This is a genomic window from Cyanobium sp. T1G-Tous, assembly GCF_024345455.1.
In the GTDB taxonomy this organism is placed as follows: Bacteria; Cyanobacteriota; Cyanobacteriia; order PCC-6307; family Cyanobiaceae; genus Cyanobium_A.
Genome location: NZ_JAGQBD010000009.1, coordinates 20,135 through 44,981, shown reverse-complemented (window position 1 = coordinate 44,981; position 24,847 = coordinate 20,135). Strand labels below are relative to the sequence as shown.

The 24,847-nt window shown below is 64.1% G+C and carries 31 protein-coding genes; 15 read left to right on the top strand and 16 right to left on the bottom strand.

The window, feature by feature from the left end:
• The first annotated feature begins 57 nt into the window (after nt 1-57).
• The 4 genes from yidD (at nt 58) to aqpZ (ending at nt 3,029) form a co-directional block, all read left to right on the top strand.
• Entirely contained in the window at nt 58-321 is a 264-nt protein-coding gene (gene yidD / locus KBY75_RS07025) for a membrane protein insertion efficiency factor YidD (protein ID WP_254936208.1), read from the top strand.
• On the top strand, nt 321-650 hold the full coding sequence (locus KBY75_RS07020) for a glutaredoxin family protein (RefSeq protein ID WP_255023453.1): 330 nt from the start codon (nt 321-323) through the stop codon (nt 648-650). The genes yidD and KBY75_RS07020 overlap by 1 nt, the downstream gene beginning before the upstream one ends.
• Before the next feature lie 27 nt (nt 651-677).
• Nucleotides 678-2,168, top strand: a complete 1,491-nt coding sequence (locus KBY75_RS07015) for a UDP-N-acetylmuramoyl-L-alanyl-D-glutamate--2,6-diaminopimelate ligase (protein WP_255023452.1) — start codon at nt 678-680, stop codon at nt 2,166-2,168.
• A gap of 132 nt (nt 2,169-2,300) precedes the next feature.
• Nucleotides 2,301-3,029: an aquaporin Z gene (aqpZ, locus tag KBY75_RS07010; RefSeq protein WP_255023450.1), complete on the top strand. Its 729-nt coding sequence runs from the start codon at nt 2,301-2,303 to the stop codon at nt 3,027-3,029.
• A gap of 26 nt (nt 3,030-3,055) precedes the next feature.
• Here aqpZ and KBY75_RS07005 read toward each other — a convergent pair whose 3' ends face one another.
• Both KBY75_RS07005 and KBY75_RS07000 read right to left on the bottom strand, forming a co-directional pair.
• Nucleotides 3,056-3,376: a hypothetical protein gene (locus KBY75_RS07005; RefSeq protein WP_254935906.1), complete on the bottom strand. Its 321-nt coding sequence runs from the start codon at nt 3,374-3,376 to the stop codon at nt 3,056-3,058.
• Between the two features lie 71 nt (nt 3,377-3,447).
• Nucleotides 3,448-4,602, bottom strand: a complete 1,155-nt coding sequence (locus KBY75_RS07000; protein WP_254935907.1) for an aminotransferase class V-fold PLP-dependent enzyme — start codon at nt 4,600-4,602, stop codon at nt 3,448-3,450.
• A 122-nt stretch (nt 4,603-4,724) separates the two neighbouring features.
• On the opposite strand from KBY75_RS07000, the gene KBY75_RS06995 reads away from it, so the two are divergent.
• On the top strand, nt 4,725-5,504 hold the full coding sequence (locus KBY75_RS06995) for a mechanosensitive ion channel family protein (protein ID WP_255023449.1): 780 nt from the start codon (nt 4,725-4,727) through the stop codon (nt 5,502-5,504).
• On the opposite strand, the gene KBY75_RS06990 is transcribed toward KBY75_RS06995, so the two are convergent.
• The 11 genes from KBY75_RS06990 to sppA form a co-directional block, all read right to left on the bottom strand.
• Nucleotides 5,501-5,674, bottom strand: a complete 174-nt coding sequence (locus KBY75_RS06990) for a hypothetical protein (protein WP_254935909.1) — start codon at nt 5,672-5,674, stop codon at nt 5,501-5,503. The genes KBY75_RS06995 and KBY75_RS06990 overlap by 4 nt on opposite strands.
• Nucleotides 5,675-5,845: 171 nt before the next feature.
• A complete protein-coding gene (locus KBY75_RS06985) occupies nt 5,846-6,835 on the bottom strand; it encodes a hypothetical protein (protein WP_255023448.1) in 990 nt (329 codons plus the stop codon).
• Nucleotides 6,836-6,904: 69 nt separating this feature from the next.
• A complete protein-coding gene (locus KBY75_RS06980) occupies nt 6,905-8,404 on the bottom strand; it encodes an AAA family ATPase (RefSeq protein WP_254935911.1) in 1,500 nt (499 codons plus the stop codon).
• A gap of 10 nt (nt 8,405-8,414) precedes the next feature.
• Nucleotides 8,415-8,954, bottom strand: a complete 540-nt coding sequence (locus tag KBY75_RS06975) for a DUF177 domain-containing protein (RefSeq protein ID WP_254935912.1) — start codon at nt 8,952-8,954, stop codon at nt 8,415-8,417.
• A gap of 3 nt (nt 8,955-8,957) precedes the next feature.
• Nucleotides 8,958-10,085, bottom strand: a complete 1,128-nt coding sequence (gene yidC, locus KBY75_RS06970; RefSeq protein ID WP_254935913.1) for a membrane protein insertase YidC — start codon at nt 10,083-10,085, stop codon at nt 8,958-8,960.
• Nucleotides 10,086-10,138: 53 nt separating this feature from the next.
• Nucleotides 10,139-10,546 (bottom strand): PH domain-containing protein, encoded by a 408-nt coding sequence (locus KBY75_RS06965; protein ID WP_254935914.1) that lies wholly within the window; start codon nt 10,544-10,546, stop codon nt 10,139-10,141.
• Nucleotides 10,543-10,926, bottom strand: coding sequence for a ribonuclease P protein component (gene rnpA / locus KBY75_RS06960; protein WP_254935915.1), 384 nt, complete (start codon nt 10,924-10,926; stop codon nt 10,543-10,545). The genes KBY75_RS06965 and rnpA overlap by 4 nt, the downstream gene beginning before the upstream one ends.
• A 5-nt stretch (nt 10,927-10,931) precedes the next feature.
• Nucleotides 10,932-11,069, bottom strand: coding sequence for a 50S ribosomal protein L34 (gene rpmH / locus KBY75_RS06955; RefSeq protein ID WP_006170261.1), 138 nt, complete (start codon nt 11,067-11,069; stop codon nt 10,932-10,934).
• Nucleotides 11,070-11,181: 112 nt separating this feature from the next.
• On the bottom strand, nt 11,182-11,775 hold the full coding sequence (locus KBY75_RS06950) for a DUF2808 domain-containing protein (protein ID WP_254935916.1): 594 nt from the start codon (nt 11,773-11,775) through the stop codon (nt 11,182-11,184).
• 88 nt (nt 11,776-11,863) lie between these two features.
• Nucleotides 11,864-12,241 carry a chorismate mutase gene (gene aroH, locus KBY75_RS06945; protein ID WP_255023447.1) on the bottom strand — a complete coding sequence of 126 codons (378 nt, stop codon included), beginning with the start codon at nt 12,239-12,241 and terminating at the stop codon, nt 11,864-11,866.
• Entirely contained in the window at nt 12,238-13,050 is an 813-nt protein-coding gene (sppA, locus tag KBY75_RS06940) for a signal peptide peptidase SppA (protein ID WP_255023446.1), read from the bottom strand. Before sppA ends, aroH begins: the two co-directional genes overlap by 4 nt.
• A gap of 58 nt (nt 13,051-13,108) precedes the next feature.
• On the opposite strand from sppA, the gene KBY75_RS06935 reads away from it, so the two are divergent.
• The 5 genes from KBY75_RS06935 (at nt 13,109) to KBY75_RS06915 (ending at nt 17,700) form a co-directional block, all read left to right on the top strand.
• A complete protein-coding gene (locus KBY75_RS06935) occupies nt 13,109-14,044 on the top strand; it encodes a DMT family transporter (protein ID WP_254935919.1) in 936 nt (311 codons plus the stop codon).
• The gene (locus KBY75_RS06930) at nt 14,044-15,120 is read left to right on the top strand and encodes a glycosyltransferase (protein ID WP_255023445.1); all 1,077 of its coding nucleotides are present in this window, start codon (nt 14,044-14,046) and stop codon (nt 15,118-15,120) included. Before KBY75_RS06935 ends, KBY75_RS06930 begins: the two co-directional genes overlap by 1 nt.
• Nucleotides 15,121-15,179: 59 nt before the next feature.
• Nucleotides 15,180-15,428: a type II toxin-antitoxin system Phd/YefM family antitoxin gene (locus tag KBY75_RS06925; protein WP_094559700.1), complete on the top strand. Its 249-nt coding sequence runs from the start codon at nt 15,180-15,182 to the stop codon at nt 15,426-15,428.
• 8 nt (nt 15,429-15,436) lie between these two features.
• Nucleotides 15,437-15,826, top strand: coding sequence for a type II toxin-antitoxin system VapC family toxin (locus KBY75_RS06920; protein WP_254935922.1), 390 nt, complete (start codon nt 15,437-15,439; stop codon nt 15,824-15,826).
• Nucleotides 15,827-15,921: 95 nt separating this feature from the next.
• Nucleotides 15,922-17,700, top strand: a complete 1,779-nt coding sequence (locus tag KBY75_RS06915) for a glycosyltransferase family 39 protein (RefSeq protein WP_255023444.1) — start codon at nt 15,922-15,924, stop codon at nt 17,698-17,700.
• Here the strand turns inward: KBY75_RS06915 and KBY75_RS06910 are convergent.
• Nucleotides 17,694-18,242, bottom strand: coding sequence for a DUF721 domain-containing protein (locus KBY75_RS06910; protein WP_254935924.1), 549 nt, complete (start codon nt 18,240-18,242; stop codon nt 17,694-17,696). The genes KBY75_RS06915 and KBY75_RS06910 overlap by 7 nt on opposite strands.
• 87 nt (nt 18,243-18,329) lie before the next feature.
• Here KBY75_RS06910 and KBY75_RS06905 point away from each other — a divergent pair, with 87 nt between their 5' ends.
• The 5 genes from KBY75_RS06905 to KBY75_RS06885 all read left to right on the top strand — a co-directional run bounded on the left by KBY75_RS06905 (nt 18,330) and on the right by KBY75_RS06885 (nt 22,551).
• A complete protein-coding gene (locus KBY75_RS06905; RefSeq protein ID WP_255023476.1) occupies nt 18,330-19,103 on the top strand; it encodes a PspA/IM30 family protein in 774 nt (257 codons plus the stop codon).
• Nucleotides 19,104-19,182: 79 nt separating this feature from the next.
• Nucleotides 19,183-19,503: a thioredoxin gene (gene trxA, locus KBY75_RS06900; protein ID WP_255023443.1), complete on the top strand. Its 321-nt coding sequence runs from the start codon at nt 19,183-19,185 to the stop codon at nt 19,501-19,503.
• Nucleotides 19,490-20,683 (top strand): aminotransferase class I/II-fold pyridoxal phosphate-dependent enzyme, encoded by a 1,194-nt coding sequence (locus KBY75_RS06895; RefSeq protein WP_255023442.1) that lies wholly within the window; start codon nt 19,490-19,492, stop codon nt 20,681-20,683. Before trxA ends, KBY75_RS06895 begins: the two co-directional genes overlap by 14 nt.
• On the top strand, nt 20,680-21,387 hold the full coding sequence (locus KBY75_RS06890) for a biotin--[acetyl-CoA-carboxylase] ligase (RefSeq protein WP_255023441.1): 708 nt from the start codon (nt 20,680-20,682) through the stop codon (nt 21,385-21,387). Before KBY75_RS06895 ends, KBY75_RS06890 begins: the two co-directional genes overlap by 4 nt.
• A gap of 42 nt (nt 21,388-21,429) precedes the next feature.
• Nucleotides 21,430-22,551 carry a M23 family metallopeptidase gene (locus KBY75_RS06885; RefSeq protein WP_255023440.1) on the top strand — a complete coding sequence of 374 codons (1,122 nt, stop codon included), beginning with the start codon at nt 21,430-21,432 and terminating at the stop codon, nt 22,549-22,551.
• 7 nt (nt 22,552-22,558) lie between these two features.
• Here KBY75_RS06885 and KBY75_RS06880 read toward each other — a convergent pair whose 3' ends face one another.
• Both KBY75_RS06880 and KBY75_RS06875 read right to left on the bottom strand, forming a co-directional pair.
• Nucleotides 22,559-23,233 (bottom strand): ABC transporter ATP-binding protein, encoded by a 675-nt coding sequence (locus tag KBY75_RS06880; protein WP_255023439.1) that lies wholly within the window; start codon nt 23,231-23,233, stop codon nt 22,559-22,561.
• A 36-nt stretch (nt 23,234-23,269) separates the two neighbouring features.
• The gene (locus KBY75_RS06875) at nt 23,270-24,829 is read right to left on the bottom strand and encodes an NAD(P)H-quinone oxidoreductase subunit N (protein WP_255023438.1); all 1,560 of its coding nucleotides are present in this window, start codon (nt 24,827-24,829) and stop codon (nt 23,270-23,272) included.
• Nucleotides 24,830-24,847: the final 18 nt, after the last annotated feature.

Below are 24,847 nucleotides of genomic sequence, written 5' to 3'. Positions count from 1 at the left end.
CAGCCAGAGCCTGGCCTCGCCTCGCTGCAACAGGCCGAGCTTGGGGCTTCACCCCAACTGCCGATCAACCAGTCAACCCAGTTGCCGACCCAATTGCTTACTAGTGGCCTGGCGGCACTATTGCTCGCCTTGATCAGCTTTTATCGCCAGTGGATTTCGCCCTTGCTGGGGCCCCGCTGCCGTTTCATTCCCAGTTGCAGCGCCTACGGCCTCGAGGCGATCAGCCGCCATGGGCCCTGGCGGGGCAGCTGGCTCACCCTGCGCCGGCTGCTGCGTTGTCATCCCTTCACCGCCTGCGGTTGCGATCCCGTGCCCGATTGATGCTCTCCTCCACTCCCTCTTGGCCCTCTCCCACTTCGCCCTCCCCCTCCCCCGGGCTTCCGGTTTTGCTGCTGCTAACCCGCAAGGGGTGCTGTCTGTGCGAGGGACTGGAGCAGAAGTTGCGCGCCATCGATCCTCCGCTGGTGCTGGAGTTGATCGATGTGGATGGTGATCCCGCCCTGCAGGCCCGTTTTGGGCTGGAGGTGCCGGTGCTGCAGGTGCGCTCCGGCCAGGGAGAGCGGCAGCTGCCCAGGGTGCCGCCCCGGCTGGCTGGCGCCAGCTTGCAGGTTTGGTTGCAGAAGCACGGTTTTTCCAGCCAGGACGCTTAGAAAGGCGCCAACTGCCTCGCCGGTGCCATGACCCAGCTGCTCCACCCAGTCCTGCAGCAGGTGGGTTTGGAGGTGCCGGTGGGCGTGCCCAACGGGGAGCTGAGCGGCATCAGCTGTGATTCCCGCCGCATCGGGCGGGGCACTTTGTTTGTGGGCCTGCCTGGCACCCAGGTGGATGGGGGCCGCTTCTGGCCCCAGGCCCTGCATGCCGGTGCGGTAGCTGCGGTGATTAGTGAGGCCGCGGCGGCCCTTCAGCCGCCTGGACCAGGCGATGCTGTGCTGGTAGCGCCTGAGCCGCTGACCCGCTGGGCCGGAGAGCTGGCGGCTGCCTTCTGGTCCCAGCCCAGTCGCCGGCTGGCCCTGATTGGCGTAACTGGCACTAACGGCAAAACCACCACCACCTATTTGATCGAGCATCTGGCCGTTTCGTCAGGCAGGCCTTCGGCCCTGTTTGGCACCTTGGTGAATCGCTGGCCTGGCCACAGCGTGACGGCTCAGCACACCACGGCCTTCGCTGATCTGCTCCAGGCCCAGCTGGCCCAGGCCGTTGAGGCCGGTGCCCAGATCGGTGCCATGGAGGTGAGCTCCCATGCCCTTGATCAGCAGCGGGTAGCTGGCTGCCACTTCTCCGGCGCCGTGTTTACCAACCTCACCCAGGATCACCTCGACTATCACCCGTCGATGCAGGCCTATTTCGAAGCCAAGGCGCGGTTGTTTGCGGAGCCGCTGCTGGCTGGTGGGGCGGTGGTGAATGGCGACGACCCCTGGGGTGCCCAGCTGGTGAGCCGTCTAGGTAAGGCCTGTTGGCGCAGCTCCCTGGAAGACCCCAGCGCCGAGCTGTTCATCCGCGATTTGCAGCTGGGGGCAGGCGGCGTCCGCGGGGTGCTGCAGACGCCGGCTGGGGAGGGGGCATTTCACTCACCCCTGCTGGGGCGCTTCAACCTGATGAACCTGCTGCAGGCGGTTGGGGCCCTGGTCCAGCAGGGCGTCCCCCTGCCCCAGTTGCTGGAGGGGCTAGCCAACTTCCGCGGCGTGCCTGGTCGCATGGAGCGGGTGGTGGTGGGCGACGGCGGCGGTGATCCAGCCGTGCTGGTGGATTACGCCCACACCCCCGATGGCCTGGCCAACGCCCTGGCTGCTTGCCGCCCCTTCACGGTGGGGCGTCTGATCTGCGTGTTTGGCTGCGGCGGCGACCGCGACCGCAGCAAGCGGCCCCAGATGGGAGCGATCGCCGCGCAGCTCGCTGACCAGCTCTATGTGACCTCCGACAACCCCCGCACCGAGGACGCCCAGCAAATCCTGGCCGATGTGACTGCCGGCATTGCCCCTGGAGCATCCATGCAGGTGGAGGCCGACCGGGCGATAGCGATCGCTGCCGCCATCGCCGCGGCAGCACCTGGGGATTTGGTGCTGATTGCCGGCAAGGGCCATGAGGACTACCAGATCCTCGGCACCACCAAGGTTCACTTCGACGACCGGGAAGAGGCGGAGAAAGCCCTGCGCCGCCGGCGGGTCTGAGCGACGCGCGGCTGAGTTGGTGGGCGTAAACCAACAAACTCGGACGCTGGTCTGGTTCCAGTCAGGCCAGCTAGATACCTTGGGCCTGCCATCTGTCTCCACCCTGTCTCAGCGATGACCCAGTCACAACCGATGTCTAGGCGATTCCTAGCCGAGCTGATCGGTACTTTCTGGTTGGTGTTCGGTGGTTGCGGCAGCGCGGTGCTGGCTGCGGTTTTCCCCTACGCCCAGGCCGATGCCAATCCCCTGGGACTGGGTTTCCTCGGGGTATCCCTGGCCTTTGGTCTCACCCTGCTCACCATGGCCTACGCCATCGGCCATATTTCTGGTTGCCACATCAATCCAGCCGTGAGTTTTGGCTTGTGGGCAAGTGGCCGTATGCCTGGATCCCATCTGCTGCCTTACATCGTGGCCCAGGTACTTGGTGGCACCCTTGCAGGGGGGCTGATCTATGGCATTGCCAGCGGTCGACCTGGTTTTGAGCTGTCCGGCTCCAACCCCCTGGCTACCAACGGCTTCGGCGCCCATTCCCCTGGGGGTTATGGCCTGGTTTCAGCGCTTCTGATCGAACTAGTTCTTACTTTTATCTTCCTGCTGGTGATTCTCGGCACCACCCATCGAGATGCCATTGCCAGCATGGCCGGAGTGCCTATCGGACTGTCGTTGACCTTGATCCACCTGATCAGCATCCCAGTTACCAATACCTCAGTGAACCCTGCCCGAAGCACTGGCGTGGCCCTGTGGGTTGGTGGCGATGCCATGGGCCAGCTTTGGCTGTTCTGGCTAGCACCAATTGTTGGTGCCCTATTGGCGGGCTGGGTTCAGAGGCAGCTGCTGGATGGGTCTCGCCCCAGAGCTTGAGGCGAAACCATCTAGACCAGTGACCCTCAGTCCTGAGAACCTTCTTGGGAGCGCAGGGCGCCGTAGCTAATGGCGGCCAGCCCAACGGGGAGCAACAGCCACCAGAGCCTGGTTCGGTCTATCCGTAGGTCTGTTCTGGTGGCGGCATCTGTTTCTTTGGCACCAGCAAAGGGGGATTCCTTACTACTGCCGGCTGCCTTAGTGCCCTGGAGTTTCTCCAGGACTGGGGTTGCCGCCTCGGCGGCTTGAGGTGCAGATAACGGAGTACTGAAAAGTGCGGTGCAGCTCAGTCCGGCGCTGCAGGCGCTGAGCAGCAGTAGTTGGCGTAGGGAAGGGATGGGTGCCATCAATTGGCTCTAGGGCTTTTACATAGTGGCCAGAACTGCTCCTATTGGCATCGTGCCTTCCGTGCGGACTTTTAGAGATTTGCCAGCAAGTAGTCAATCTCAGCTTCGGTGCTGGTGATGTGGGTGCAGGCCCGCAGGCAGTGGGGATCGTCGAGGCTGCGCAGCCAGATGCCTTGCTCACCTAGGCGCTTCACCACCATTTCCGGATCTTCCCCGCTGATTTCAAAGCTGACTAGCCCCGCTGGTGGCGGCACCTCCAACAGCGTGCGGGCGCGCGGGTTTGCCTGCAGTCCTTGCCAGAGATAGCCGCTGCGCCGCTTAATCAGGGCCAAGCGCTCTTCGGCGGTGCCTTCCGCCTCCAACAGGTGCAGGGATTGCTCAAGACCAGCGCAAAGGGGTATGCAGGAGGTGGCTACTTCAAAGCGCCGGCTGTCCGTGTGAAATTCGCTCTGGCCGCTGGCTTCGTGGCTGAGACTGCGCCAGCCGATCAAAGTTGGTCTGGCCTCGCGCACCACCCGCTCCGATAGGGCTACTGCTCCCAGTCCCTCGGGGCCACAACACCATTTGTGGCCGGTGCAGCCGTAGATGTCAGCGGCGGCTGCACCGGCTTCGATGGGGATGGCCCCAAGGGATTGGGCCCCGTCCACCAGCAGCCAGGGATGCTTGGGGTGTGAGCTGAGCTGGCCGGCTACCGCTGCAATCGGCATCACCTGGCCCGTGTTCCAGAGCAGGTGTGAAAGCACAACCAATCGGGTGGCGGGGCTGAGCTGGCGATCCAATCGCTGCAGCACCTGCTCGTTTGTGTCATCGGCAGTGCCGCGCAGATCCGCCACCGGCAAGGTGGTGAGCACAAGCCCTTGGCGGTGGGCTAGTTCGCGGCAGGCGGCCACCACCCCCGGATGCTCGCAGTCGCTGATCAGGAGTTCGTCGCCTGCCTGCCAGGGCAGGCCCCAGAGCGGTAGTACGCAGCCACTGGTTACGTTTTCGCTGAAGGCCAGCCGGTGCGCCGGCACGCCAAACCAGCCAGCCAGGTGTTGACGCAGCTGGCTGGTGGTCTGTTCCACAAAAGGCCACACCGCTCCGGTAAACGGCCCCAGCTCCTGGATTGTGCGCCAAGCGGCCGTGATGGCCTCCAGGGACGAGCTCGGCAGGGGTCCCTGGCCGCCGTAGTTGAAGTAGGTCTTGTTGGCTAGCGCTGGTAGCTGGGCGCGGAAATCAGTTGGCATCAGGAGCGTTTATTTGCTCGGATCCTGGCATTGCATTGACGATCGGTCGATTGATCCGTGAAGATCCAGTTAGTTCAATCTATGAATTGTTGGCAATGCCAATTCCAGATCTGTCAGTGCTCGTGGCCTCCACGATTGTTCCCTTTATTTTGAAATTGGTGGGGGCAGTAGCCCTTTGGATCGCTGGTGGCTGGCTGATTCAGTTGGCAATGCGCATTATGCGCAAAAGTTTGCGTCATAGCAGCCTGGATGTGACGGTTGTTGGTTATCTGATCAATATCCTCGCTGCGGTTTTGCGAGTGATCTTGGTGGTAGCGATACTCGGCTTCTTTGGTATTCAGACAGCCAGCTTTGCTGCCCTGCTTGCTGGTGCCGGCGTAGCCATCGGGGCGGCCTGGAGTGGCATGCTCGGTAACTTTGCGGCTGGTGTTTTTCTGCAGATTTTCCGCCCTTTCAGTGTTGGTGACTTCATCACAGCTGCTGGCATCACCGGCACAGTGGAGGAAATCGGCATGTTTGTGACTTCGCTGCTAGCCCCAGACAATGTCCGCAACATCGTCCCCAATGGCAAGTTGTTTGGCGACACCATCCAGAACTATTCGGTCCATGGTTACCGTCGTGTTGAGCTAGTGGCCCAGCTCGACAATTCCGCTGATGTAGGCCGTGCCATTGCCCTGCTAAAAGAAGGCATCAAGCAGGTGCCTAATCAGTTTGCTGGCATGGAAGCAGACGTCGAGGTGCTCGAGTTCAGTGAGCGTGGTCCCCGGTTGGCGGTGCGTCCCTACACCCACACCAACAACTACTGGCAGGTGTATTTCGACACCAATCGCATGATCATCGACGTGCTCGGTGCCAATGGCTTCCCCGTGCCCAGGATTCCGCTGGCGATGGGCGCTAACTAGAGCACCTGGCCAACCATTACGGCGGCGATTGCTGAAAAAAGCGTGATACCCAAGGCGGTGAGCGGGTTCTGTCCCTGAGCCACCGCCACGGTGGTTACAATCCCTGCCCCAAGACAGGCCACCGCCAGTTGGTTAAGCACTTCAGGGCGGCTGTTTGGAGTGGGGCTCACGGATGCTCGGGCGGCTTGGGCCAGAACGTAGAGGTGATTTCCCTCTACGTCCCTGGTTGGCGCCGAGCTTGTTACCTAGTGTCGGAGTTCGTTACTCGCCGACATCACCGCTTCTTGGTAAGCCGCTTCTTGGTAAACCGCTGCTGAATCGGTAGGGGCTTGATTTCAATGTCAAATCCCTCCGCTACCAAAAGTTACCTGGCAAGCGGCATTGATCAGCTGAGCTTCCGCAGGGGTGGTGGGTACGCCGCCATTAAGCAAGCCTTGCTGGCAATCGGCTTCCATCTGGTAAGTGCCATAGCCATTATTGACGGCGAAGCTCACCCCGGACTGCGCCATGGGCTGAACACTGCCGTAATACAACTGCCAATTGGTGTTCGGCACAAGAACGTAGGCCTGCTGGCGAGCAATAGCTCGATCAATGGCGCTATTTATTATGGCTGCCGTTGTTAGGGCGGTGACTCCCCATACAACGGATTGGCCAAGCCACCAGCCCCAGGGCGGCGAGCTGGACACTCCATACCAACTGCCACCCCATGGCCTGTTGTTGTACCAACCTGAACTTCTTGCCCAGCCTGGGTTGTTGTAGTAGTTGTTGTTGACAACAACTCGTCGGGTCCAGATGTCGCGATTCTTGCGATTGTATTCGCGCCAGTTATTGCTATTCCAGTCTTTCCACTGGTTTTTGTCTTTAGCTCTTCGATCGTCCCAGCCCTGGTCATAGCCGCGTTCGTAGCCTTTTTCCTTGCCTTTCTCTTTGCCATATTTAAGGCCTTCCTCGTAGCCCTTCGTGGTGCCTTTTTCGTATCCCTTTTTCTTGCCCTTTTCCAGTCCCTCTTGATAGATGCGCTCTCGTTCTTTCTGATTTATATTTTGACCTTGTTTGTTGTCTTTGCCTGAATTTTGTTGCTTATCCTGTTGATTTTTTTTCTTTTTCTTTTCGTCTGCGTCTGCGTCCTGGTTCGCGATCCTTTGCCAGCCAGATGCGCCAGATTCTGAGGTGGTTGCCTCTGCGCTGGCTCTGTTAGCTGCCAAAACCGGTAGAGATCCTGTGCTGGCCATCAGTAGGGCCATCGCCAGGGAAGGAGCGGCGAGGCGATTGTTTGAGATCGGCAGGAATGGGAATTCCATGGTTGTCTCCTCGTTGGCTAGGTGTTGCATTAACTCTGCTACTGATCTAGCTACGACCCACGGCCTTCATGTTGATGGGCATACCCGTTGTGAAACTGGCTAGCCCTGGCTGTTGGCTATTCCATTGGGCAGGGAAGCGGGCCTAGCCCGGCCGCCGCTAGCCCAGGCCTGCAGCGCCTCCAGTTGCTCCCTTGCGGTGCGCGAAAGGGGCACCACCTGGCTAGCGGCTGCGATGAGGTCGGCTTCGCCGAATTCCCGCTGCTCGGCGAAGGCCAGGTGCATGGCCTCGATCACGGTCTGCTCCAGTTCGGCGCCTGAGAATCCCGCAGTGCGATCTACCAGCACTTCCAGGGTGATGGTGTGCTTTGGCCGGCGGCGACGCAGCTGCAGATCGAGAATGGAGCGGCGTTCGTCAGCGCTGGGCAGATCCAGCAGGAAAATCTCGTCGAAGCGCCCCTTGCGCAGCAGTTCGCCTGGCAACTTGTCGACCCCATTGGCAGTGGCTACCACAAACACGGCGCTGGTTTTCTCTGCCATCCAGGTGAGCACCGTGCCCAGCACGCGCTGGCTGGTGCCCCCATCGCTGCGGGAATCTCCCCCAAAGCCTTTGTCGATCTCATCTATCCAGAGCACGCAGGGCGCCATCGCCTCCGCCCGCTGGATCATGTCGCGGGTGCGGGCCTCTGAAGCCCCAACCAAGCCGGCGAATAGCCGGCCCACATCCAGGCGCAGCAAGGGCATGCTCCAGCTGTGGGCTATCGCCTTGGCGGTGAGCGATTTGCCGGTGCCTTGGGGGCCCACCAGCAGCACGCCCCGGGGTAGGGGCAGGCCGTAGCGCATCGCTTCTTCGCTGAAGGCCATGTGGCGCTGCTCTAGCCAGTGCTTGAGGGCTTCGAGTCCACCGATATCGGCGGGGCTGGCCTCGCTTGGGCAGTACTCCAGCAGCTCGCTCTTGGCGATCGCCTGACGTTTCTCCTCCAGCACCTCGGCTAAATCCGCCTCCCCGAGTTGGCCGCGCCGCGCCAGGGCCCTGGCAGCTAGCTGGCGCACCCGCTGCTCACTAAGGCCGTGGCAAGCGGCGGTGAGCTGTTCGCACACGGCCGGTGCCATCGGGTAGCCACTGGCGCCAGCAATAGTGCTGAGCAGTTGACGGATCTCTTCGGCATCAGGCAGGGGTAGGTCCAGCAAGGTGATGCTGTCTTCCAGTTCCCGGGGAATGGCCCAGTCGGGGGCTGTGATCACCAGGGTGCGGGGTGCCTGGCGCAGGCTCGAGGCCAGGTTGCGCAGCCGGCGGCAGACACCGGCGTCTTCGCAGTAGCGGTGAAAATCGCGCAGCACCAGCAGGGCCCCCTGCTCAGGCGGCAGGGGATCGAGGCAGGCCAGGGCAGCCATTGGGTTGCGAGTGGCCTCGCCGCTGCGGTTTGGGGCACCGCTCAAGCCATCAATGAAGTCCCAGCGCAGCAGGGTGCGGCCGCCCAGTCGTTGGGCGGCTTGCTCCAGTAGGCCATCAACCCGTTCCTCCTCGAGGCTGCGGATCCACAGAATCGGCGTGCGGGCCCGGATCAGTAGATCGAGTTGGTCGGCCCAGCTGTCTGTCACGGAGGGAGGCTCAGGGGTTCAGGCCCTGCAGGGCGCTCCAGCGGGAATCGATGCCGTCGCCGTCGCTGCTCCAGGTGGCTGGACCAGGGCAGTCTCTGCCGCAGTGGTTAACGATCGGTAGCAGCAGGTTTAGTTGCTCAAATACCCAGTGTTCTGGATCGAAATTGCCCCTGGGATCGAGCTGCTCCATCAGGCCGCTGTCGTCAGCCTCGCCCTCCATTGCCATCGAGTCGGATGGGATTGGGGCGGGTTCGCCGATCCAAAGCAGTTCCTGGTTGCTGGCGCGCAGGGGATGGTTGAAGTGCTGGAGGCAGCGGTCGCAGCAGAGGGTGACGATCGTTTCTGCTTTGCCCACCACCTCCAGCACGTTGCCTCGATGGCTGGCGTGCAGTTGGCCGCGAACCGGTGTGAGGCTGGCTAGACCCTCGATGGTTTGGTCAATCTGCCAATGGCGCCCAGCTTCCAGGTGCCGCAGATCCGAGATGGGAACAGGTCTAAGCCGCTCCCCGCCAATCTGCTCAGATTGATCTGGCCGAGGTGAATTGGACACGGGTCACTTCTTGCCCTTGGGTTCGAAGGGCAGGCGACCGCCGCTGGCAGACACAGTCACGGGTTGTTGCGCCATTTGCTGGTCAAGGATCGCCTGCAGGTTGTCGGGCAAGGCTTCACGGCTGAGCAGGAAGGTCTGCAGGGCCTGGAAGATGTTGGCCACCACCATGTAGAGCAGCACCCCAGCCGGCAGGGGGAAGAACAAGAACATGCCGGTGATCATCACCGGGGTGATCTTGTTGGCGGTGGATTGCTGAGGATTGGCGGGCATGCCCATGCCAGAAAGGATCTGGGAGGCAAAAAGGCTGGCGCCGAAACCTGCCACCAAGATGGCGATGTCCCAGTTCACGGCGCCGTCGGTCATAAAGCCCACTTGGCCGAGGGCCTTGATGAACAGGAAGCCGCTGCGGGCTGCCAGACCGGGGATCTTGGCCTCCACGGTGGCGTCGCCGGTGCCTAGGGCCGTGATCGTGCCATCAGCTGCCACGCTCACGACGCCTTCTCCCTTGGTCACGCTCCAGGCGGGGGTGTAGGCGTCGCCGTGGTCGATGCCCTGCAACACCGAAGCAAAGCTCGAGCCGTCTTTGGTGTGCAGCTTCACCTGGGCCGAATCACCCACCCCCAGCTTGGTGCCGCCTTCGAGGCTGGCGATCACCGGCACGTGGGTGGTTTCGGTAACGAAGATCGAATGGCTGGCGCTGTTGAAGGGCTTGGGCTCGACTGCGGCGATTTGCTCAGCGGGCAAAACCTTGAGGTTGAGGGTGTAGGGCACATCCGCGAAAGGTGAGCCCCGCAGGGTGGCGAACAGGGCAAACAGGATCGGCATCTGCACTAGCAGGGGCAGGCAGCCAGCCAGGGGGCTGCCGAACTCCTTCATCAGTTGGCCCAGCTCCTCCTGCTGCTTCTGGGGGTTGCTGGCGTATTTGGCCTTGATCTCGGCCTGCCGCTTCTGCATAGCGGGCTGGGCGATCCGCATGCGGCGGGCGTTGCGGATCGAGCCAGCGCTGAGCGGGAACAGGGCGAGGCGGATCACCACTGTGAGGGCGATGATTGCCAGGCCATAGCTGGGCACCAATCCGTAGAAGAAATCGAGGATTGGGAGCAGCAGGTTGTCGGAGATGTAGCCGATCACGGCAGAGGGGCTCTCGAGGTAGGGGGGAGCGTGGGCTCAGTGTGACTGATGGTCTAGGCGGCCATGCCCTTGGGTGTGGAGCTTTTGGCTTGGCGGCGCTCCTCGATGTAGGCCTCGAGCTCCCGGAACCCTGGCACTGCGCGCATCTCGAGCTTGGAGCCGTCGTTGAGCACCAGCACCATGTCGCCCCAGAGGCCGAAGCCGCGGGGCACACTGCGCACCTCCCTGATTTGGCTGTACACAACCTGGGTGCGGTCGCGCCCCAGCCAGCCACCATTCACCTCAATGCGGCGACTGGTGATCCGGAAACGCAGCCATAGAGCCCTCACGATTGCTCCAACGGCGAAAGGAATGCCGATGAGGGTGAGCCCGAGCACCAAATTGAAGATCAGATCTCCCTTGGCGGGCCCGCCTTCGTAGAAAACGCTTTCCTGAATGGAGGCGGTGGGGGCAGTACTCATCGCGTCAGGCCTGCTTGGTGAAGAAGTTGACTGCATTCTCCCAGCAAGGCCTGAGGGCATTGCTCAGCGCTGCCGGGTTTGAGGCTGAGTAGCAGCCAGAGGCAGCGCTGGCCATCGCCGATTTGCTGGGCAAGTAGGTGCTCGTGCAGCAGGCGGCGCAGGCGATTGCGGCGCACGGATCGTTTGTGCACCTTGCTGCTAATCACAATCCCGCAGCGCCAGCTGCTGGGGGGACTTGACTGCTGCTTTGTAGGTAGGAGTTGGGGCAGGGCGTCCAAAACGCGGAGCAACAAAAAAGGGCCGTGCGTTTTGCGGCCCTTCTGATACACACGGTCAAACACCCGTTGCCCCTTGAGCCGGTGGCACTGGGGCAAGGCCAAGGCTCTTAAACGGCGAGGCGGGCCCGGCCGCGGCGGCGGCGGGTGCGGATTACGCGGCGGCCTGTGTGGCTGCGCATGCGCACACGAAAACCAGATACGCGCTTGCGCTTACGACTTGTTCCTTCCAGGGTGCGCTTGGTCATGGCTGGCTCTTCGCTGCGCTTATTGCGTCGGTAATGGGCGTAAGGGCCAACCTATCAGGCGGGGTTGGCACCCCCCCCAGTCAGTACCGCCCCTACTCAGTACCGGCTCAGCTCAGTTGTTAGGTGGATCGATCTGAATCAGCCAGCTGCCCAGGTAGCCGGCCATCGGCACGTCGCCGGGGGCTTGGGCTAAGGCATTGAACTGATACATCCCGATGTTGAAGGGATTGAAGATGTTCATGTACACCCCGATGGTGCCCGTGTCTGGTATGGGGGTGTCTGGGAAAATCTCAATAGCGCTGCCGTTGGCTGCTACTTCGATCGTGGCTGGAATGGTCTCCTTGCACCTGGTGCGAGACATCATGCCGCCCTCACTCATCTTGCATAGCTGGATTCGCTTGGGGTCAATTTTGGCGTCGAAATAGCTTGGGATGGTTATGCTTAATTTGAGAATTGCGGTTTTGCGATCTTTTGGTCTAAGTATCAAGTAGTACTCCGAGCGCTTGAGGCGCTGGGTGTCGGTCATGAAGAAGTAGAGCTTGCGGTAGTCCTTGGTGTTATCCCAGCGGAACTCCATCAGGCTGGGTGTGCCTTGGGCCAGGCTCGGCTGGATACCGGTGCTAAGGGCAACTGCTCCAGTAACGAGAGCGGCGCTGGCGGCCAGGGCCGGGAGAGCGAGTTGGTGGCGAAGGCGAGGGAAACCCATCAGGGCTGCACCATTAAGTGATTCGATTCTCAGCAGGGAGCTGCTGCCCCGGTGCCTGAGGTGGCCGGCCCCAAAGGTGGCGGCGGGCCTATGGCTGAGCCCGATCGGGACGCAGGCCAGCTGCCTCGCGCAGGTAGGGGTGCACCGGTATCTGCTGCGGTTGCAGCCATGCATGGGCCAGCAGTCGGATGCAGCGAGGTAGATCGCCGGCTACTTCCATTTGCTGGCAATCGAGCAAAGCCACCTGGTCCCAGCCTGGCTGGCGCCTGGCGATGGCCGCTGGGAAGCAGGCATCGAGATCCCGGGTTACCGAAAAGGTCACCGACACCAGCTGCTCGCCTTGGAGTCCATTGCGCTCCATCAGGGCATCCACAAGCTCCTTGACGCAGGCTTGAATCGCCTCGAGACTGTTCAGCTCGGCGGTGGTGGCCCCGCGCAGGGCCCGCAGCACAAAACCAGCGTTCATGGCCTGTATAGCCACAGGGGTTGACCGCTCCAGGCCAGTTCCAGGCTGAAGCTCTCGATCAGCTGGCGCAGTTGGCTGCGGCCCGGCAGCACACCTCCAAAGCGTTTGGGCCGGGTGCCAAAGGTGATTGGGCGGGTTTTCTCAGGGTCGAGGCCGGCCAGCTCGGCGGCCAGGCGCCTGGCCGTCTCCTCGTCACCTAGCACGTCTACTAAACCCAGCTCCAGGGCTTGGGCGCCGCTGAACACCCGTCCATCGGCGAAGCCGCGCACCGTTTCTTGGTTAAGCCCCCTTCCCGTTGCTACGGCCTCCACAAACTGGTGGTAGCTCGAATCAATAAGACTCTGCAGCAGTTTGCGTTCCCCTTCGCTGAGAGAGCGATCCGGCGAAAGAATGTCTTTGTAGAGACCGCTCTTGACGGTTTCAAAGCTCACGCCCAGCCGCTCCAGCAGCTTGGAGAGGTTGTTGCCCCGCAGAATCACGCCGATCGAGCCGGTGATCGTGCCTGGGTTGGACACAATTTTTTCGGCGGCAACTCCGATGTAAACCCCGCCTGAGGCGGAAATGTTGCCGAAGCTGGCCACCACCTTGCAGCCCTTCTCTCGTAGGCGCAGTAGGGCGCTGTAGATCTCCTGGCTGTCGCCCACGGTGCCGCCGGGGCTATCGATGCGCAGCAACAGAGCGGGACACTCCCGTTGCTCCACCTGGCGCAGGGCCTTGATCACCCGGCTGCGGGTGGGGCCGGCGATTGGTCCTTCGATGGCAATGCGCGCCAGGGTGCGACGGGTCTTGCGGCGCCAGGGCCAGGGCATTTGGGATAGGTGAAGTGGTTGGATCTTAAAAACAAAGCCTTCGCCGGCCAGGAAGCTCATGCCCCAGGCCCTGCGATGGCCCTTGATGTTGCTCCCTTTTGCGCTGTGGGGCACGGCGATGGCGGCGATGCGGCCCCTGCTGGAATCCGGCAGTCCCCTGCAGGTGGCAAGCCTGCGGCTGCTGCCCGCGGGGGTTCTGGTGCTGCTGGCCGCCCTGTTGCTGGGCCGCTCGCTGCGGGTGGCTGCCGTTGATTGGCCCTGGTTACTGGCCTTTGCCCTGGTGGACGGCAGCCTCTTCCAGGGGCTACTGGCTAGGGGCCTGGGCCAAACCGGGGCGGGCCTCGGTTCGGTACTTATTGATTCTCAGCCCCTGCTGGTGGCTCTGCTGGCCCGCAGTTTGTTTGGGGAGGCGATCAATCCGGTGGGCTGGGTGGGTCTGCTGCTGGGGTTGCTAGGCATTCTTTGCCTGGGTTTGCCGGCACCGGTGCTGCGCCACTGGTGGCTCGATGGTCCGGTCGCCCTTGGCGAACAGGCCTGGAGCCATGGGGAGCTGTGGATGCTGGCGGCTGCGGCGGCGATGGCCATCGGCACGGTGCTGAGTCGCTACGCCAGCCGCCAGAGCGATCCGGTGGCAATTACCGGCTGGCACCTTCTGCTTGGTGGTCTGCCGCTGCTGGGCGGGGTCGCCTGGGAGGGGCCCCTGCTGCCCAGCTGGAGCCTGGGAGAATGGGGATTAATGGCTTATGCCACCGTGCTCGGCAGCGCCCTGGCCTATGGCCTCTTTTTCTGGTTTGCCAACAGTGGTGACCTCACAGGTTTCACCGCTCTCACCTTCTTAACTCCCGTCTTCGCCCTGCTCTGTGGGGTTTGGCTGCTTGGTGAGCAGTTGCAGCCGCTGCAGTGGCTCGGGGCCCTGCTGGCCTTGGTGTCGGTGCTGTTGATCAACCGGCGCCAGCAGCTCTGGCGCGGCACCTCCCTGCTGGAGCAGCCCTGATGCGGATCCTGGTGGTGAGTACTCCGGTGGGAGCCCTGGGCAGTGGCCGCGGCGGTGGTGTGGAGCTAACGGCCTGCGCCCTGGTGGCGGGGTTGTTGGGGCGGGGCCACCGGGTGAAGGTGCTGGCGGCCGAGGGGTCGGTGTTGCCCAGCTCCTGCCTCGCCGCCGAACTTTGGACCAGTAGCGGCAGCTCCCAGACCAGCGCCCAGCACCAGCAGCGCAATGCCGCGATCACGATGCCGGCCGATGGCCTGCTGCAGGCCTTTTGGCGGCGGGCGCTATTGGAGGGGCCTGGGGCCGGCGTTGAGGCGGTGATCAACCTGGCCTACGACTGGCTGCCTCTCTGGTTGACGCCCATAGCGCCCCTGCCCCTGTTTCACCTGGTGAGCATGGGTTCGGTGAGTGAGGCGATGGATTTGGCGATTGCCGAGCTGGCGGCTTGGGATCAGCGGCGCCTTGCTTTTCATACGCGCGTTCAGGCGGAGGATTTTTGTTTGCCCCAGGCGCCGGTGGTGCTGGGCAATGGCTTTGACCTAGACGCCTATGGCTTCTGCGCCGAGCCTGAGCCGCTGCTCGGCTGGGCCGGCCGGGTGGCGCCGGAGAAGGGGCTGGAGGACGCGGCGGCGGCGGCGGCCCAGCTGGGGTTACCCCTAGCGGTGTGGGGTTTGGTGGAAGACCAGGCCTATGCGGCAGCGGTGGAGGCGTCGGTGCCGGCTGGCACCCTGCAGTGGCGGGGTTTCTTGCCCACCGATCAGCTGCAGCAGCAGCTGGGCCATTGCCAGGCCCTGCTGAATACCCCCAAGTGGAATGAGGCCTACGGCAACGTGGTGGTGGAGGCGCTGGCCTGCGGTGTGCCAGTTGTGGCCTATCGCCGCGGCGGCCCTGGCGAGCTGGTGCAGCCGGGTCTCACCGGACTGCTGGTGGAGCCGGACGACGTGACGGCCCTGGTGGCGGCGGTGGCGCAGGTGGGCGCGATCGAGCGGCGTGCCTGCCGGGCCTGGGTGGAGGCCAACGCCACGCGGGCGGTGCTGGCGCAGCGGGTGGAGGCGTGGTTGCTGGCTGGTTTGGGTTTGTGAAAGGCGATATGGATTCTTAGTCGACTAAGCTGGTCAAATCTGGGAGGCGGATTACAGCCATGCGGCAGGTAAACATGCACGAGGCCAAGACCCACCTATCGCGGCTGGTTGATGAGGCAGCAGCGGGGGAGCCGTTTGTGATTTGCAAGGCCGGCCGGCCCATGGTGCGCGTCACCCCCCTCAGCGAGGCAGGCGCTGCTGCGGCACCACTGCGGCGCCTGGGCCTGCTGGCCGGCCAGTGCCAGGTGCCCGACGACTTTGATCAGCTGGGCGCCGCCGAGATCGCCGATCTGTTTGAAGGCGCCTGAGGCCAGCGATGCGCATATTGCTCGACACTCATCTTCTGGTGTGGGCGATGGGCTCGCCCGAGCGGCTGTCAGCGGCCCTAGCGGCGATGCTGCAGGATCCCGCCAATACGCCTGTGTTCAGTGTGGCCAGCCTGTGGGAGCTGGTGATCAAACAGGCGCTGGGGCGGCCGGATTTCCGGGTGGAGCCAGCCTTGCTGCGCCGAGCCCTGCTTGATGGCGGTTGGCAGGAACTGCCGATCCAGGCCCATCACGCTCTGGCTGTGGCCGCACTGCCGCTCCTGCATCGCGATCCCTTTGACCGTCTGTTGCTGGCCCAGGCCAGCGCTGATGGCCTGCTTTTGATCACTGCCGATCAGCAACTTGCGGCCTATCCGGGGCCGGTGCGGCTGATGGGCTGAATGGGCGCTTCAGTACGTTGAATGCTTCGGCAAAACGCCCTCTGCCACAGCGCTTAACGCCAGAACTGCCAAGCGCTGAGCCCCCACCGGCGACGTTGGCCCGCCATCGCCTGGTCTTGCTCTGCACCCTGGCGATCGGCTTGCTGCTCTTCGTGTGGCAGCTCGGCAGCACCGGGCTAGTGGATGAAACACCGCCGCTGTTCGCCGCCTCGGCGCGGGCGATGGCTGAAACGGGCGACTGGCTGATTCCCCGCGTCAACGGCCTGCCCCGCTACGACAAACCGCCGCTTGTGTATTGGCTGATGGGGGCCCTTTATGCCCTGCCGGGGCAGCAGGCTTGGAACCCCCTGGGCACCTGGGCGGCGCGGCTGCCCTCGGCCCTGGCCAGCGTGACCTTGATGCTGGGCCTGGCCCACACGCTGCTGCGCTGGCCCCAACGCTCCCGGGCCCCAGGAGCCACGGCGCTGGCGGCCGCCCTGGCCTACGGCCTTTCGCCCCTGGCGTTGGTCTGGGGCCGCATTGCCGTGAGTGATGCCCTGCTGGCGGGGTGTTTGGGGTTCAGCCTGCTGCTGAGCTGGCGCTGCTACGCCGCAGGCGGGCGCCGCTGGTGGCAGACCTGGCTGGTGCTGGGGCTGGCGGTGCTGGCCAAGGGGCCGGTGGCGGTGCTTTTGCTCGGGCTCACGCTCCTTTTATTTGGCTGGCTGCAGGCGGATCTGGGCGGGCTGTGGGCGCGGCTGCGGCCCCTGCCCGGGCTGGCACTCACCGCCCTGGTGGCGCTCCCTTGGTATGGCCTGGCGCTGCTGGTGGAGGGGGAGCCGTTCTGGCAGAGCTTTTTTGGTTACCACAATCTGCAGCGCTTCACCGCGGTGGTGAACAACCACCTGGCGCCCTGGTGGTTCTTCGGGCCGGTGCTGGTGATCGCCAGCTTGCCGGTCACTCCCTTGTTGCTGCTGGGGCTGGCCCAGGGCCTGGGGCGCCTGCGCTGGCGTTGGCTGCCGGCCGAGCCCCTGGCTCCCGAGCTCTCCCTGCAGCGCTTCGCCGCCTGCTGGCTGCTGGCGGTGTTGCTGTTTTTTACGGCGGCTGCCACCAAGCTGCCCAGCTACTGGCTGCCGGCCACGCCGGCGGCGGGCCTGCTGGTGGCCCTGGCGGCCCAGCGGAACGGTCGCTGGGCCTGGGGGCTGAGCGTGCTGCTAACGGCGGTGGTGGCCGGGGGCTTGGCGGCAGGCCCCCTGTGGCTGCCGCTGATTGAGGCCCCCGAGATGCCCAGCCTGGTGGCTGAGTTGTCGGCCGCGCCCTGGGTGCCCCTAGGTGCGGCCTTCTGGGCCTTGGCCCTGCTGCTGGGAGCCTGGGCGGGCTGGCGCAAGGACGCTCTGGCGGGCCTGCTGGCCCTGCAGCTGCCGCTGGCAGCGTTTGTGCCGGCGGTGTTGCTGCCGCTGGTGGAGTTGGGGGATCGGCTGCGGGCCGCCCCGGTGCGGGAGCTCGCGGCTGAGGCCCGCTCCGCCGGCCGGCCCAGTGAGCCCCTGGCGATGCTCGGCATGCTCAAACCCTCGCTGCACTACTACAGCCGCCGGGTGGTGATCTTCGAGGGTGATGAGCCCCAGCATTTGGTGAACCTGGCCGATCGCCTGCGGCATGAGAGCCGCCCAGGCCAAGCCGCCAGCACGCCGGCGCAGCAGCCGAGTGTGTTGGTGGTGATTGATTCCGGCACCGCCGCCCAGCCCCACTGGCAGGGACTTCAACCCCAGCTATTGAGTCGCCGCGGTATCTACGCCCTCTGGCGCCTGGAGCGCAGTCGCCTTGAGCAGCGGGCGGCCCAGCTGCGCGCAAAGGGTTTGAGCCCCGATTGGCGCGATCCGAGGCCCGAGCGCTACTGAGGCTGCGCGTCTTCTAATGACTGGGTCAGCTGCTTTTGCCGACAGAAACTGCAATGGCCCCAGCGGGCCATCTCACCGGCGGGGGCCGGGCTGGTGCAGCGGGGACAGCTAGCCATGCCGTGGACGTCCACCCGGCTGGGATGGACGCTCCACACTTCTTCTTCCTGCTGGCGGCCGGGGGGCACGGCGGCGCTGGGGTGGTGCTGCTCCAGGCGTATGTCGCGCACGGTGAAGCCGTTGGCGCGTAGGGCCCCCAGCAGTTGATGGCGGTTGTATTGGAGCGCTTGCAGCCAGGGGCCAGGGGCGGCGCCCACGGTGAGCAGGCCGCTGTGCAGCCGCAGGGGCCGGCAGTGGGGTGCCAGCTGGGCGCCGGCGATGCGGGGCCAGGCCTGCCATAGGGCTGCCAGGTGGCCGCCCTGCTGCCAGCTTTGCTCCAATTCCCGCAGGCAGCTGGCCAGGGCGCTGGCGGGCTGCCGGGGTGGCGGCATCAGCAGGCTCAGATTGCCGAGTTGGCGGGTTTGCTGCCGGGGGGCCTTGGCCATCACTTGACCCTATCGGCGGTGCGGCAATCCCGCTGCTGAATCAAGCCAAACCCTGGCTAACCTCAAGCCTTGCCCCTGCAGCCTCCGATGGGCTTCTTTGACCGCCTCAGCCGCCTGATCCGCGCCAACGCCAATGCGGCGGTCGGCGCGATGGAGGACCCTTCCAAGATTTTGGATCAATCGGTGGCCGACATGCAGTCGGACCTGATCAAGCTGCGCCAGGCGGTGGCTACTGCTATCGCTAGCCAAAAGCGCATCCAGAATCAGGCGGAGCAGGCCGATTCTCAGGCTAAAACGTGGTACGAGCGCGCTGAACTGGCTCTCAAGAAGGGTGAGGAAGACCTGGCCCGCGAAGCCTTAGGGCGCCGCAAAACCTGCCAGGACACCGCCACTGCCCTCAACACTCAGCTGCAGAGCCAGGCGGGTCAGGTGGAGCAGCTCAAAAAGACCTTGGTGTCACTTGAGAGCAAGATCGCCGAGGCCAAAACCAAAAAGGACATGCTCAAGGCCCGCGCCCAGGCGGCCCAGGCCCAGGAGCAGCTGCAGAGCGCCGTGGGCAGCTTGGGCACCAACAGCTCCATGGCCGCCTTTGAGCGCATGGAGGAAAAAGTGCAGACCCTGGAGGCTCGCAGCCAGGCCGCCGCTGAGCTGGCTGGAGCAGATCTGGAGAGTCAGTTTGCGGCGCTTGAAGGGGCCCCGGAGGTTGACGATGAATTGGCGGCTTTGAAAAATCGCCTGGCCGGTGGGACACCGGTATCCCTGCCCCTGGCAAACTCAGCTTCTGCCCAGCTCGAGCCGGTAAAGGTGAGCGAGGTAGACCCGGAGCTTGAGGAGCTCAAGCGTTCGATCGACAAACTCTGAGCGGCTTGGCAGTTCGTCTCCGGCCGGCTGCCCTGCTCCATACAATCGCCGTACGCATACGTTTTTAAGGGCTGCTGTCGTGTCTGTCGTTCATCTCACCGATGCCAATTTTCAAGCTGAGGTGACTGATTGTTCTACGCCCGTGCTGGTGGATGTATGGGCGGAGTGGTGTGGTCCCTGCCGGCTGATGGCTCCAATGATGGAGTGGATTGCTGCTGAATATGCGGGTCGTCTGGTGGTGGGCAAGCTCGAGGCAGACGCCAACCCAGCCATTCGCGATGGCTTGCAGATCCAGGGACTGCCCGCCCTGATCTTGTTCCGAGATGGCAAGGAACTGGCTCGCCACGAGGGTGCCATGGCCAAACCGCAGCTACAGGCTTTTGTGGATGCCCATCTCTGAGCGCCTGTCCCGTCTTGGCAGCGGCGTTTTCGCCCGCAACGACCAGCGCAAATCGGCCTACGCATCCCGTGCCGCCAGCCGGGGCTTGCCCCCACTGCTCGATCTCTCACTCGGCTCCACCGACCTCCAGCCGCCCGAGGTGGCCATCAAGGCGATCGCTGCCCAACTTGGTCAGCCTGCCAGCGCCTCCTACTGCCTTCACGCAGCGACCCTGCCCTTTCGCTCGGCAGTGGCCGATTGGGCCCAGCGTCGCTTTGGGGTGAAGGTCGATCCGGAGACGGAGGTGCTGTTGCTGGTCGGTTCCCAGGAGGGCACGGCCCACCTGCCCCTGGCGGTGCTCAACCCGGGTGATCGGGCCCTGCTGCTCGATCCCTGCTACCCGTCCCACCTGGGTGGCTTACACCTGGCTTCCGCTGAGCCGGTGTTTTTGCCGCTCGATCCCGAGGCGGGCTGGCGACCGGATTTTGATGCCCTCAGCCCTGAGCAGTGGGACGACTTGAAGTTGATGGTGCTCGGCTACCCCCACAACCCCACCGCTACTACGGGCCAGCAGGTCTGGCTGGATGAAGCGGCGGAAAGGGCCTTTCGCCATGGGCTGGTGCTGGCCCACGACAACCCTTACGTGGATCTGGCCCTCGATGGCGAGGCGCCGGCCCTGTTGCGAGCACCCCATTGGCGCGACTGCGGCATTGAGTTTTTCTCCTTTTCCAAGGGCTGGTGTTTGGGGGGCTACCGGTTGGCTTTCGCCATCGGTGCCGAGTGGTTGATCAGCGCCTTGCGGCAGCTCAAGGGGGTGGTGGATTTCAATCAGTCCCTTGCGCTGCAGGCCGGGGCGATTGCGGCGCTTGAGCAGGCTCCCCATTGGCCTGGTCAGTTGCGGCAGGAATACCGGCAGCGACGCGATCGCATGGCTGACGCCCTGGAGGCGGTGGGCTGGCCGGTGCGGCGGCCCTCAATGGCGCTTTATTTGTGGTTGGAGTTGCCGCCCCAGGCGCGTGAGCGCAGCTGGGGCAGCGAAGAATTTTGTGCAGCACTGCTCGAGGCCACCGGTGTGGCCCTGACCCCTGGCAATGGCTTTGGCTCCGGAGGCGAGGGCTGGTTGCGCCTTGCCCTGGTGCATCCGGTGGCCGAGCTCGAGGCTGGTGCGGCCCGCATCGGCGCCTGGCTGGCCACCCTTTGAGCTGGCAGCTGCGCCGCCTGCCGGTGTGTGCCAGCACCGAGATCGAACTTGCTCGCTGGCTGGAGCAGCGCCAGGTCGCGGGTTTGCCGCTACAGCGGCTGGCGGTAACAGCTCGGCGCCAGCGCTTTGGCCACGGTCAGCAGGGGCGGCCCTGGTTGTCGCCGGCGGGTGGGCTCTGGCTAAGTGCGGCCGTTCCTTGGGCTGGGGCTTTGCCTGGAACGGCCTCCCTGGGCCTTGCGGTGGCGGTGGGGCTGGCCCAGCAGCTCGAGGCCCTGGGGCTTGCGGTGCAACTCAAGTGGCCCAACGATTTGCTCGTGGGGGATCGCAAAATCGCGGGGTTGTTGCCCCGCTTGCGCTTGCGGGGCCAGCGGATCCGCGCTGCCCAGGTTGGGGTGGGTCTTAATGGTTGCAACCGGGTGCCGCCTGGAGCCCTGTCGGTGGCAGAGGCCCTCGGCTGCCGGCAGGGCCACCCCCTAGCGCGGCCAGAGCGCTTGTTGCCCAGGGTGCTTGCTGGCCTGGAGTGGGCTGCGGCCCATGCCCAGCAGCCTTGCGAGGTGCGCGCCGCCGCGGAGGCCCGGCTGTGGCGCCCACCGGCGGGCTGGTTGCACGACGGTGAGCTTTGGCAGGTGCTGGGTCTGCATGCCGATGGCCGCTTGCGCCTCAGCCGGCAGGGGCGGGAGCTGGCCCTGCAGCGCCACTTCTGAGGCCGCTCTTCGGCAAGGGCGCGTTTAGGCAGGATTTTTACAATGACGCCTATGCGCGATCGCCAGCCACCGGGGCAAGCCCCCCTAAATCCTGCTGCCCCAAGCCCCCGGCGCCGGGGCAGAGCCCTGCTGGCGATGCTGCCCCTTGTTGCCGCGCCCTTGCTGGGAGTGGGCCTGGTCTGGGGGCAAGACCAGCTCAGTCCTGAAATTGCCCCTTCGCCACCGCCCGAGCCCCTGGCCCAGCCGCTGCGTCCCGATCCGGTTGCCCTGCCGAGCCGGCCGCCGGCCCGTTTTGATGCCTCCCTCGATGAGCTGGTGCGTGATGGGGTGGTTAGTCCGGTGGAGCGGGCCCGGATTCGTTCGGGTTCCGGCACGACCCCCTTCAACGTGCCGGCCCACCAGCAGGCCTGCAGCAGCGGCGCCCTTTCCCAGCAGGAGTGCAGCAGTGGTGTGGTGGTGCGCTGGCGCGGCCGTACCAACAACGGCGTAGATGGCGGCGGCGCAGGCACTGGTAATGCTGGCCCTGAATTTGGCCGCTATGACGGCGAAGGTCGCTTGCTGCCGCCGCTCACGGTGCCGGTTTCGGCCCTGCTGGCTGGCGCTGGCGGTAGCTTCCGCCTTGCCGATGTCTTTGGGGTCACGCCCCGCCCGGCTCCGATCGGTGGCAATGGCAACCGCAAGCTGCTGTTCCCTCTTATTGGCTCGGCGATCACCAGTAGCAACTTCGGCTACCGGCTGCACCCGATCCTGGGCAGCTGGCTGATGCACGCGGGCCGCGATCTAGCGGCTCCAGAGGGCACCCCAGTGGTTTCAGCCCTAGGCGGCTTGGTGGTGAGCAGTGGCCTGGCCGGGGGCTACGGCCTAGCGGTTGAGGTCGAACACGACCGGCCGCGGCGCCGCACCCTCTACGGCCATCTCAGCGAGCTCTACGTCAAGGAGGGCGACCGGGTGCGCCAGGGCGAGGTAATCGGCCGGGTCGGCAGCACGGGCTTAAGCAGCGGACCCCATCTGCACTTCGAGCTGCGTCTTCCCGGCGACGGCGGCTGGGTGGCGGTGGATCCTGGTGATCTAGATCCGGGCAAGGGTGCCGCTGGCAGCGATGCCATCGCCCTGTTGATGGGGCAGCTTTTAGAGAGATTGGAGCGGCCCCGCACCGTCAGTTGAGGATCCGTTAGCTGAGGATTCGGCCGTCGCGGAAGTGCACGATCTTCTCGGCCCTGGCTGCCACGTCGTCTTCATGGGTCACCATCACCACGGTCATGCCGCCGCGATGCAGGGCATCGAAGATGTCGAGTACTTCGGCGGTGGTTTGGGAATCCAGGGCGCCGGTCGGCTCGTCGGCCAGCAGTAGGGCGGGCTGGTTGATGATCGCCCTGGCTATGGCTACCCGTTGCTGCTGGCCGCCCGAGAGCTGATTGGGCTTGTTGTTAAGCCGCTGACCCAGCCCCACCCGCTCGAGGGCCGCCCGGGCCCGTTGGCGCCGCTCAGCCGCAGGCACCCCTGCGTAAACCATCGGCAGGATCACATTGTCGAGGGCGCTCAACTGGGGCAGCAGATGGAACTGCTGAAACACAAAGCCCAGGTCGCGGTTGCGCAAATCAGCGAGCTGGTCATCGCTAAGTTCTTCCACCGGAGTGTTGTTGAGCCGGTAGCTGCCGCTGGAGGGGCGGTCGAGGCAGCCAAGAATATTCATGGCCGTGCTTTTGCCGGAGCCGGACGCCCCCATAACGGCCAAATAATCACCTCGATTGACGGTGAGATCCACACCATCGAGGGCCTTAACGGCCATCTCGCCGCTGCCATAAACCTTGTCGACGCCCTGAAGTTGGGCAACGGGATCGCCCATTAAATCGCTGCCCTGTTCTTTGCAAATGACCTGTGCTCAACCAATGGCCTGAACCAGCATCGGCGTGCCGGTAACAGCCTGGCTGGCCCAGGTGAATAGGGGGTTGGAGAGAATGCCACCCACAGCGGTAACAATCACGCAGCCCACCAGGGCGGTGCGCAGGGCGGGCAGGCCAGCCACAGACCAATTGATTGACGGGTAGGCCTTCACCACATCTGAGGCTTCCTGGGGCTCTTTTACCACCATCATCTTGATCACTGAGATGTAGTAGTAGATCGACACCACCGAGGTGACCAGACCCACCACCACCAGCAGGTATTGGTGGTCGGCCCAGCCGGCAAAAAATAAATAAATCTTGCCAAAGAAGCCCAGCATCGGCGGTATGCCACCTAGGGAAAGCAGGCAGAGACTTAAACCAAGGGTGATCAGCGGATCCTTTTGATAAAGGCCGGCGTAATCAGCTATGCGGTCGGAGCCGGTGCGCAGCGAGAACAGGATGATGCAGGCGAAGGCGCCCAGATTCATGAACAGGTAGGCAGCCATGTAAAGCACCATCGCGGCGAAGCCGTCTTCGGTGCCGCACACCAGGCCGATCATCACGAAACCGGCCTGGCCGATGGAGCTGTAGGCCAGCATCCGTTTCATCGAGGTTTGGGCCAGGGCCACCACGTTGCCCAGCACCATGCTGAGCACCGCAAGCACGGTGAACAGCAGCTTCCACTGGGCATCAAAGCTCTCGAAGCAGCCCACCAGGATGCGCAGGGCCAGGGCAAACCCGGCGGCCTTGGAGCCCACCGAAAGGAAGGCCACCACCGGGGTTGGCGAGCCTTCGTAGACATCGGGGGTCCACTGGTGGAAAGGCACCGCCGCGATCTTGAAGGCCACCGTGGCCAGCACGAAAACCAGGGCCAGGGCTGTTACGGGGGAGGCGCTGGTGCGCAGGGCTAGGGCTACGGAGTCGAGGCCGGTGGCACCGCCGGTGAGGCCATATAGAAGGGAAGCGCCATACAGGAATACGGCCGCGGCGGCCGAACCCACCAGCAAATATTTGAGCGCTGCCTCGGAGCTGCGGGCATCCCGCTTCATGTAGCCCGCCAGCAAGTAGCTAGATACCGAAAGGGTTTCCAGCGACACGAAAATGGTCACTAGATCGGTGGCACCACACAGGAACATGGCGCCAAGGGTGGCAGCCAGCAGGATGCCGGCGTATTCACCCACCGGGGTGCCGCTCTGCTCCACGTAGCGCCAGCTGACCAGCAATGAAATCAAGGTGGAGGCCGCCACCACGGCCCTGAAGGCAATCGCCAGGTTGTCCGCCAGGAAGGAGCCCACGAAGGAGGGCTGCAGGTCGGGGGTGTTCCACTGCAGGGCAAGCAACACCAAGGCGCTGCCCAGGCCGGCGTAACAAATCGGTGGTACCCAGCGGCTCGCCGCCTTCTCGCCAGCGAGATCCACCAGCAGGCAGGTGAGCAGCGCGATCAGCACCGCCGCCTCCGGGGCGATGGCGCCAGCGTTGAGCTGGAGATTTAATCCTGCCGTTCCGGCACCACTGCCGATCGCATCGGCCACGGAGGAGAGGGCGCCCAGCAGGAACATCAGCGAGGGGACCGCGAG

Coding starts and splice junctions, on each gene's coding strand:
- KBY75_RS07020 (WP_255023453.1), top strand. CDS start 321: ATGCTCTCCTCCACTCCCTCTTGGCCCTCTCCCACTTCGCCCTCCCCC.
- KBY75_RS07015 (WP_255023452.1), top strand. CDS start 678: ATGACCCAGCTGCTCCACCCAGTCCTGCAGCAGGTGGGTTTGGAGGTG.
- aqpZ (WP_255023450.1), top strand. CDS start 2,301: ATGTCTAGGCGATTCCTAGCCGAGCTGATCGGTACTTTCTGGTTGGTG.
- KBY75_RS07005 (WP_254935906.1), bottom strand. CDS start 3,376: ATGGCACCCATCCCTTCCCTACGCCAACTACTGCTGCTCAGCGCCTGC.
- KBY75_RS07000 (WP_254935907.1), bottom strand. CDS start 4,602: ATGCCAACTGATTTCCGCGCCCAGCTACCAGCGCTAGCCAACAAGACC.
- KBY75_RS06985 (WP_255023448.1), bottom strand. CDS start 6,835: ATGCAACACCTAGCCAACGAGGAGACAACCATGGAATTCCCATTCCTG.
- KBY75_RS06965 (WP_254935914.1), bottom strand. CDS start 10,546: ATGAGTACTGCCCCCACCGCCTCCATTCAGGAAAGCGTTTTCTACGAA.
- rpmH (WP_006170261.1), bottom strand. CDS start 11,069: ATGACCAAGCGCACCCTGGAAGGAACAAGTCGTAAGCGCAAGCGCGTA.
- KBY75_RS06950 (WP_254935916.1), bottom strand. CDS start 11,775: ATGGGTTTCCCTCGCCTTCGCCACCAACTCGCTCTCCCGGCCCTGGCC.
- aroH (WP_255023447.1), bottom strand. CDS start 12,241: ATGAACGCTGGTTTTGTGCTGCGGGCCCTGCGCGGGGCCACCACCGCC.
- sppA (WP_255023446.1), bottom strand. CDS start 13,050: ATGCCCTGGCCCTGGCGCCGCAAGACCCGTCGCACCCTGGCGCGCATT.
- KBY75_RS06935 (WP_254935919.1), top strand. CDS start 13,109: ATGCCCCAGGCCCTGCGATGGCCCTTGATGTTGCTCCCTTTTGCGCTG.
- KBY75_RS06930 (WP_255023445.1), top strand. CDS start 14,044: ATGCGGATCCTGGTGGTGAGTACTCCGGTGGGAGCCCTGGGCAGTGGC.
- KBY75_RS06925 (WP_094559700.1), top strand. CDS start 15,180: ATGCGGCAGGTAAACATGCACGAGGCCAAGACCCACCTATCGCGGCTG.
- KBY75_RS06920 (WP_254935922.1), top strand. CDS start 15,437: ATGCGCATATTGCTCGACACTCATCTTCTGGTGTGGGCGATGGGCTCG.
- KBY75_RS06910 (WP_254935924.1), bottom strand. CDS start 18,242: ATGGCCAAGGCCCCCCGGCAGCAAACCCGCCAACTCGGCAATCTGAGC.
- KBY75_RS06905 (WP_255023476.1), top strand. CDS start 18,330: ATGGGCTTCTTTGACCGCCTCAGCCGCCTGATCCGCGCCAACGCCAAT.
- KBY75_RS06895 (WP_255023442.1), top strand. CDS start 19,490: ATGCCCATCTCTGAGCGCCTGTCCCGTCTTGGCAGCGGCGTTTTCGCC.
- KBY75_RS06885 (WP_255023440.1), top strand. CDS start 21,430: ATGACGCCTATGCGCGATCGCCAGCCACCGGGGCAAGCCCCCCTAAAT.
- KBY75_RS06880 (WP_255023439.1), bottom strand. CDS start 23,233: ATGGGCGATCCCGTTGCCCAACTTCAGGGCGTCGACAAGGTTTATGGC.
- KBY75_RS06875 (WP_255023438.1), bottom strand. CDS start 24,829: ATGTTCCTGCTGGGCGCCCTCTCCTCCGTGGCCGATGCGATCGGCAGT.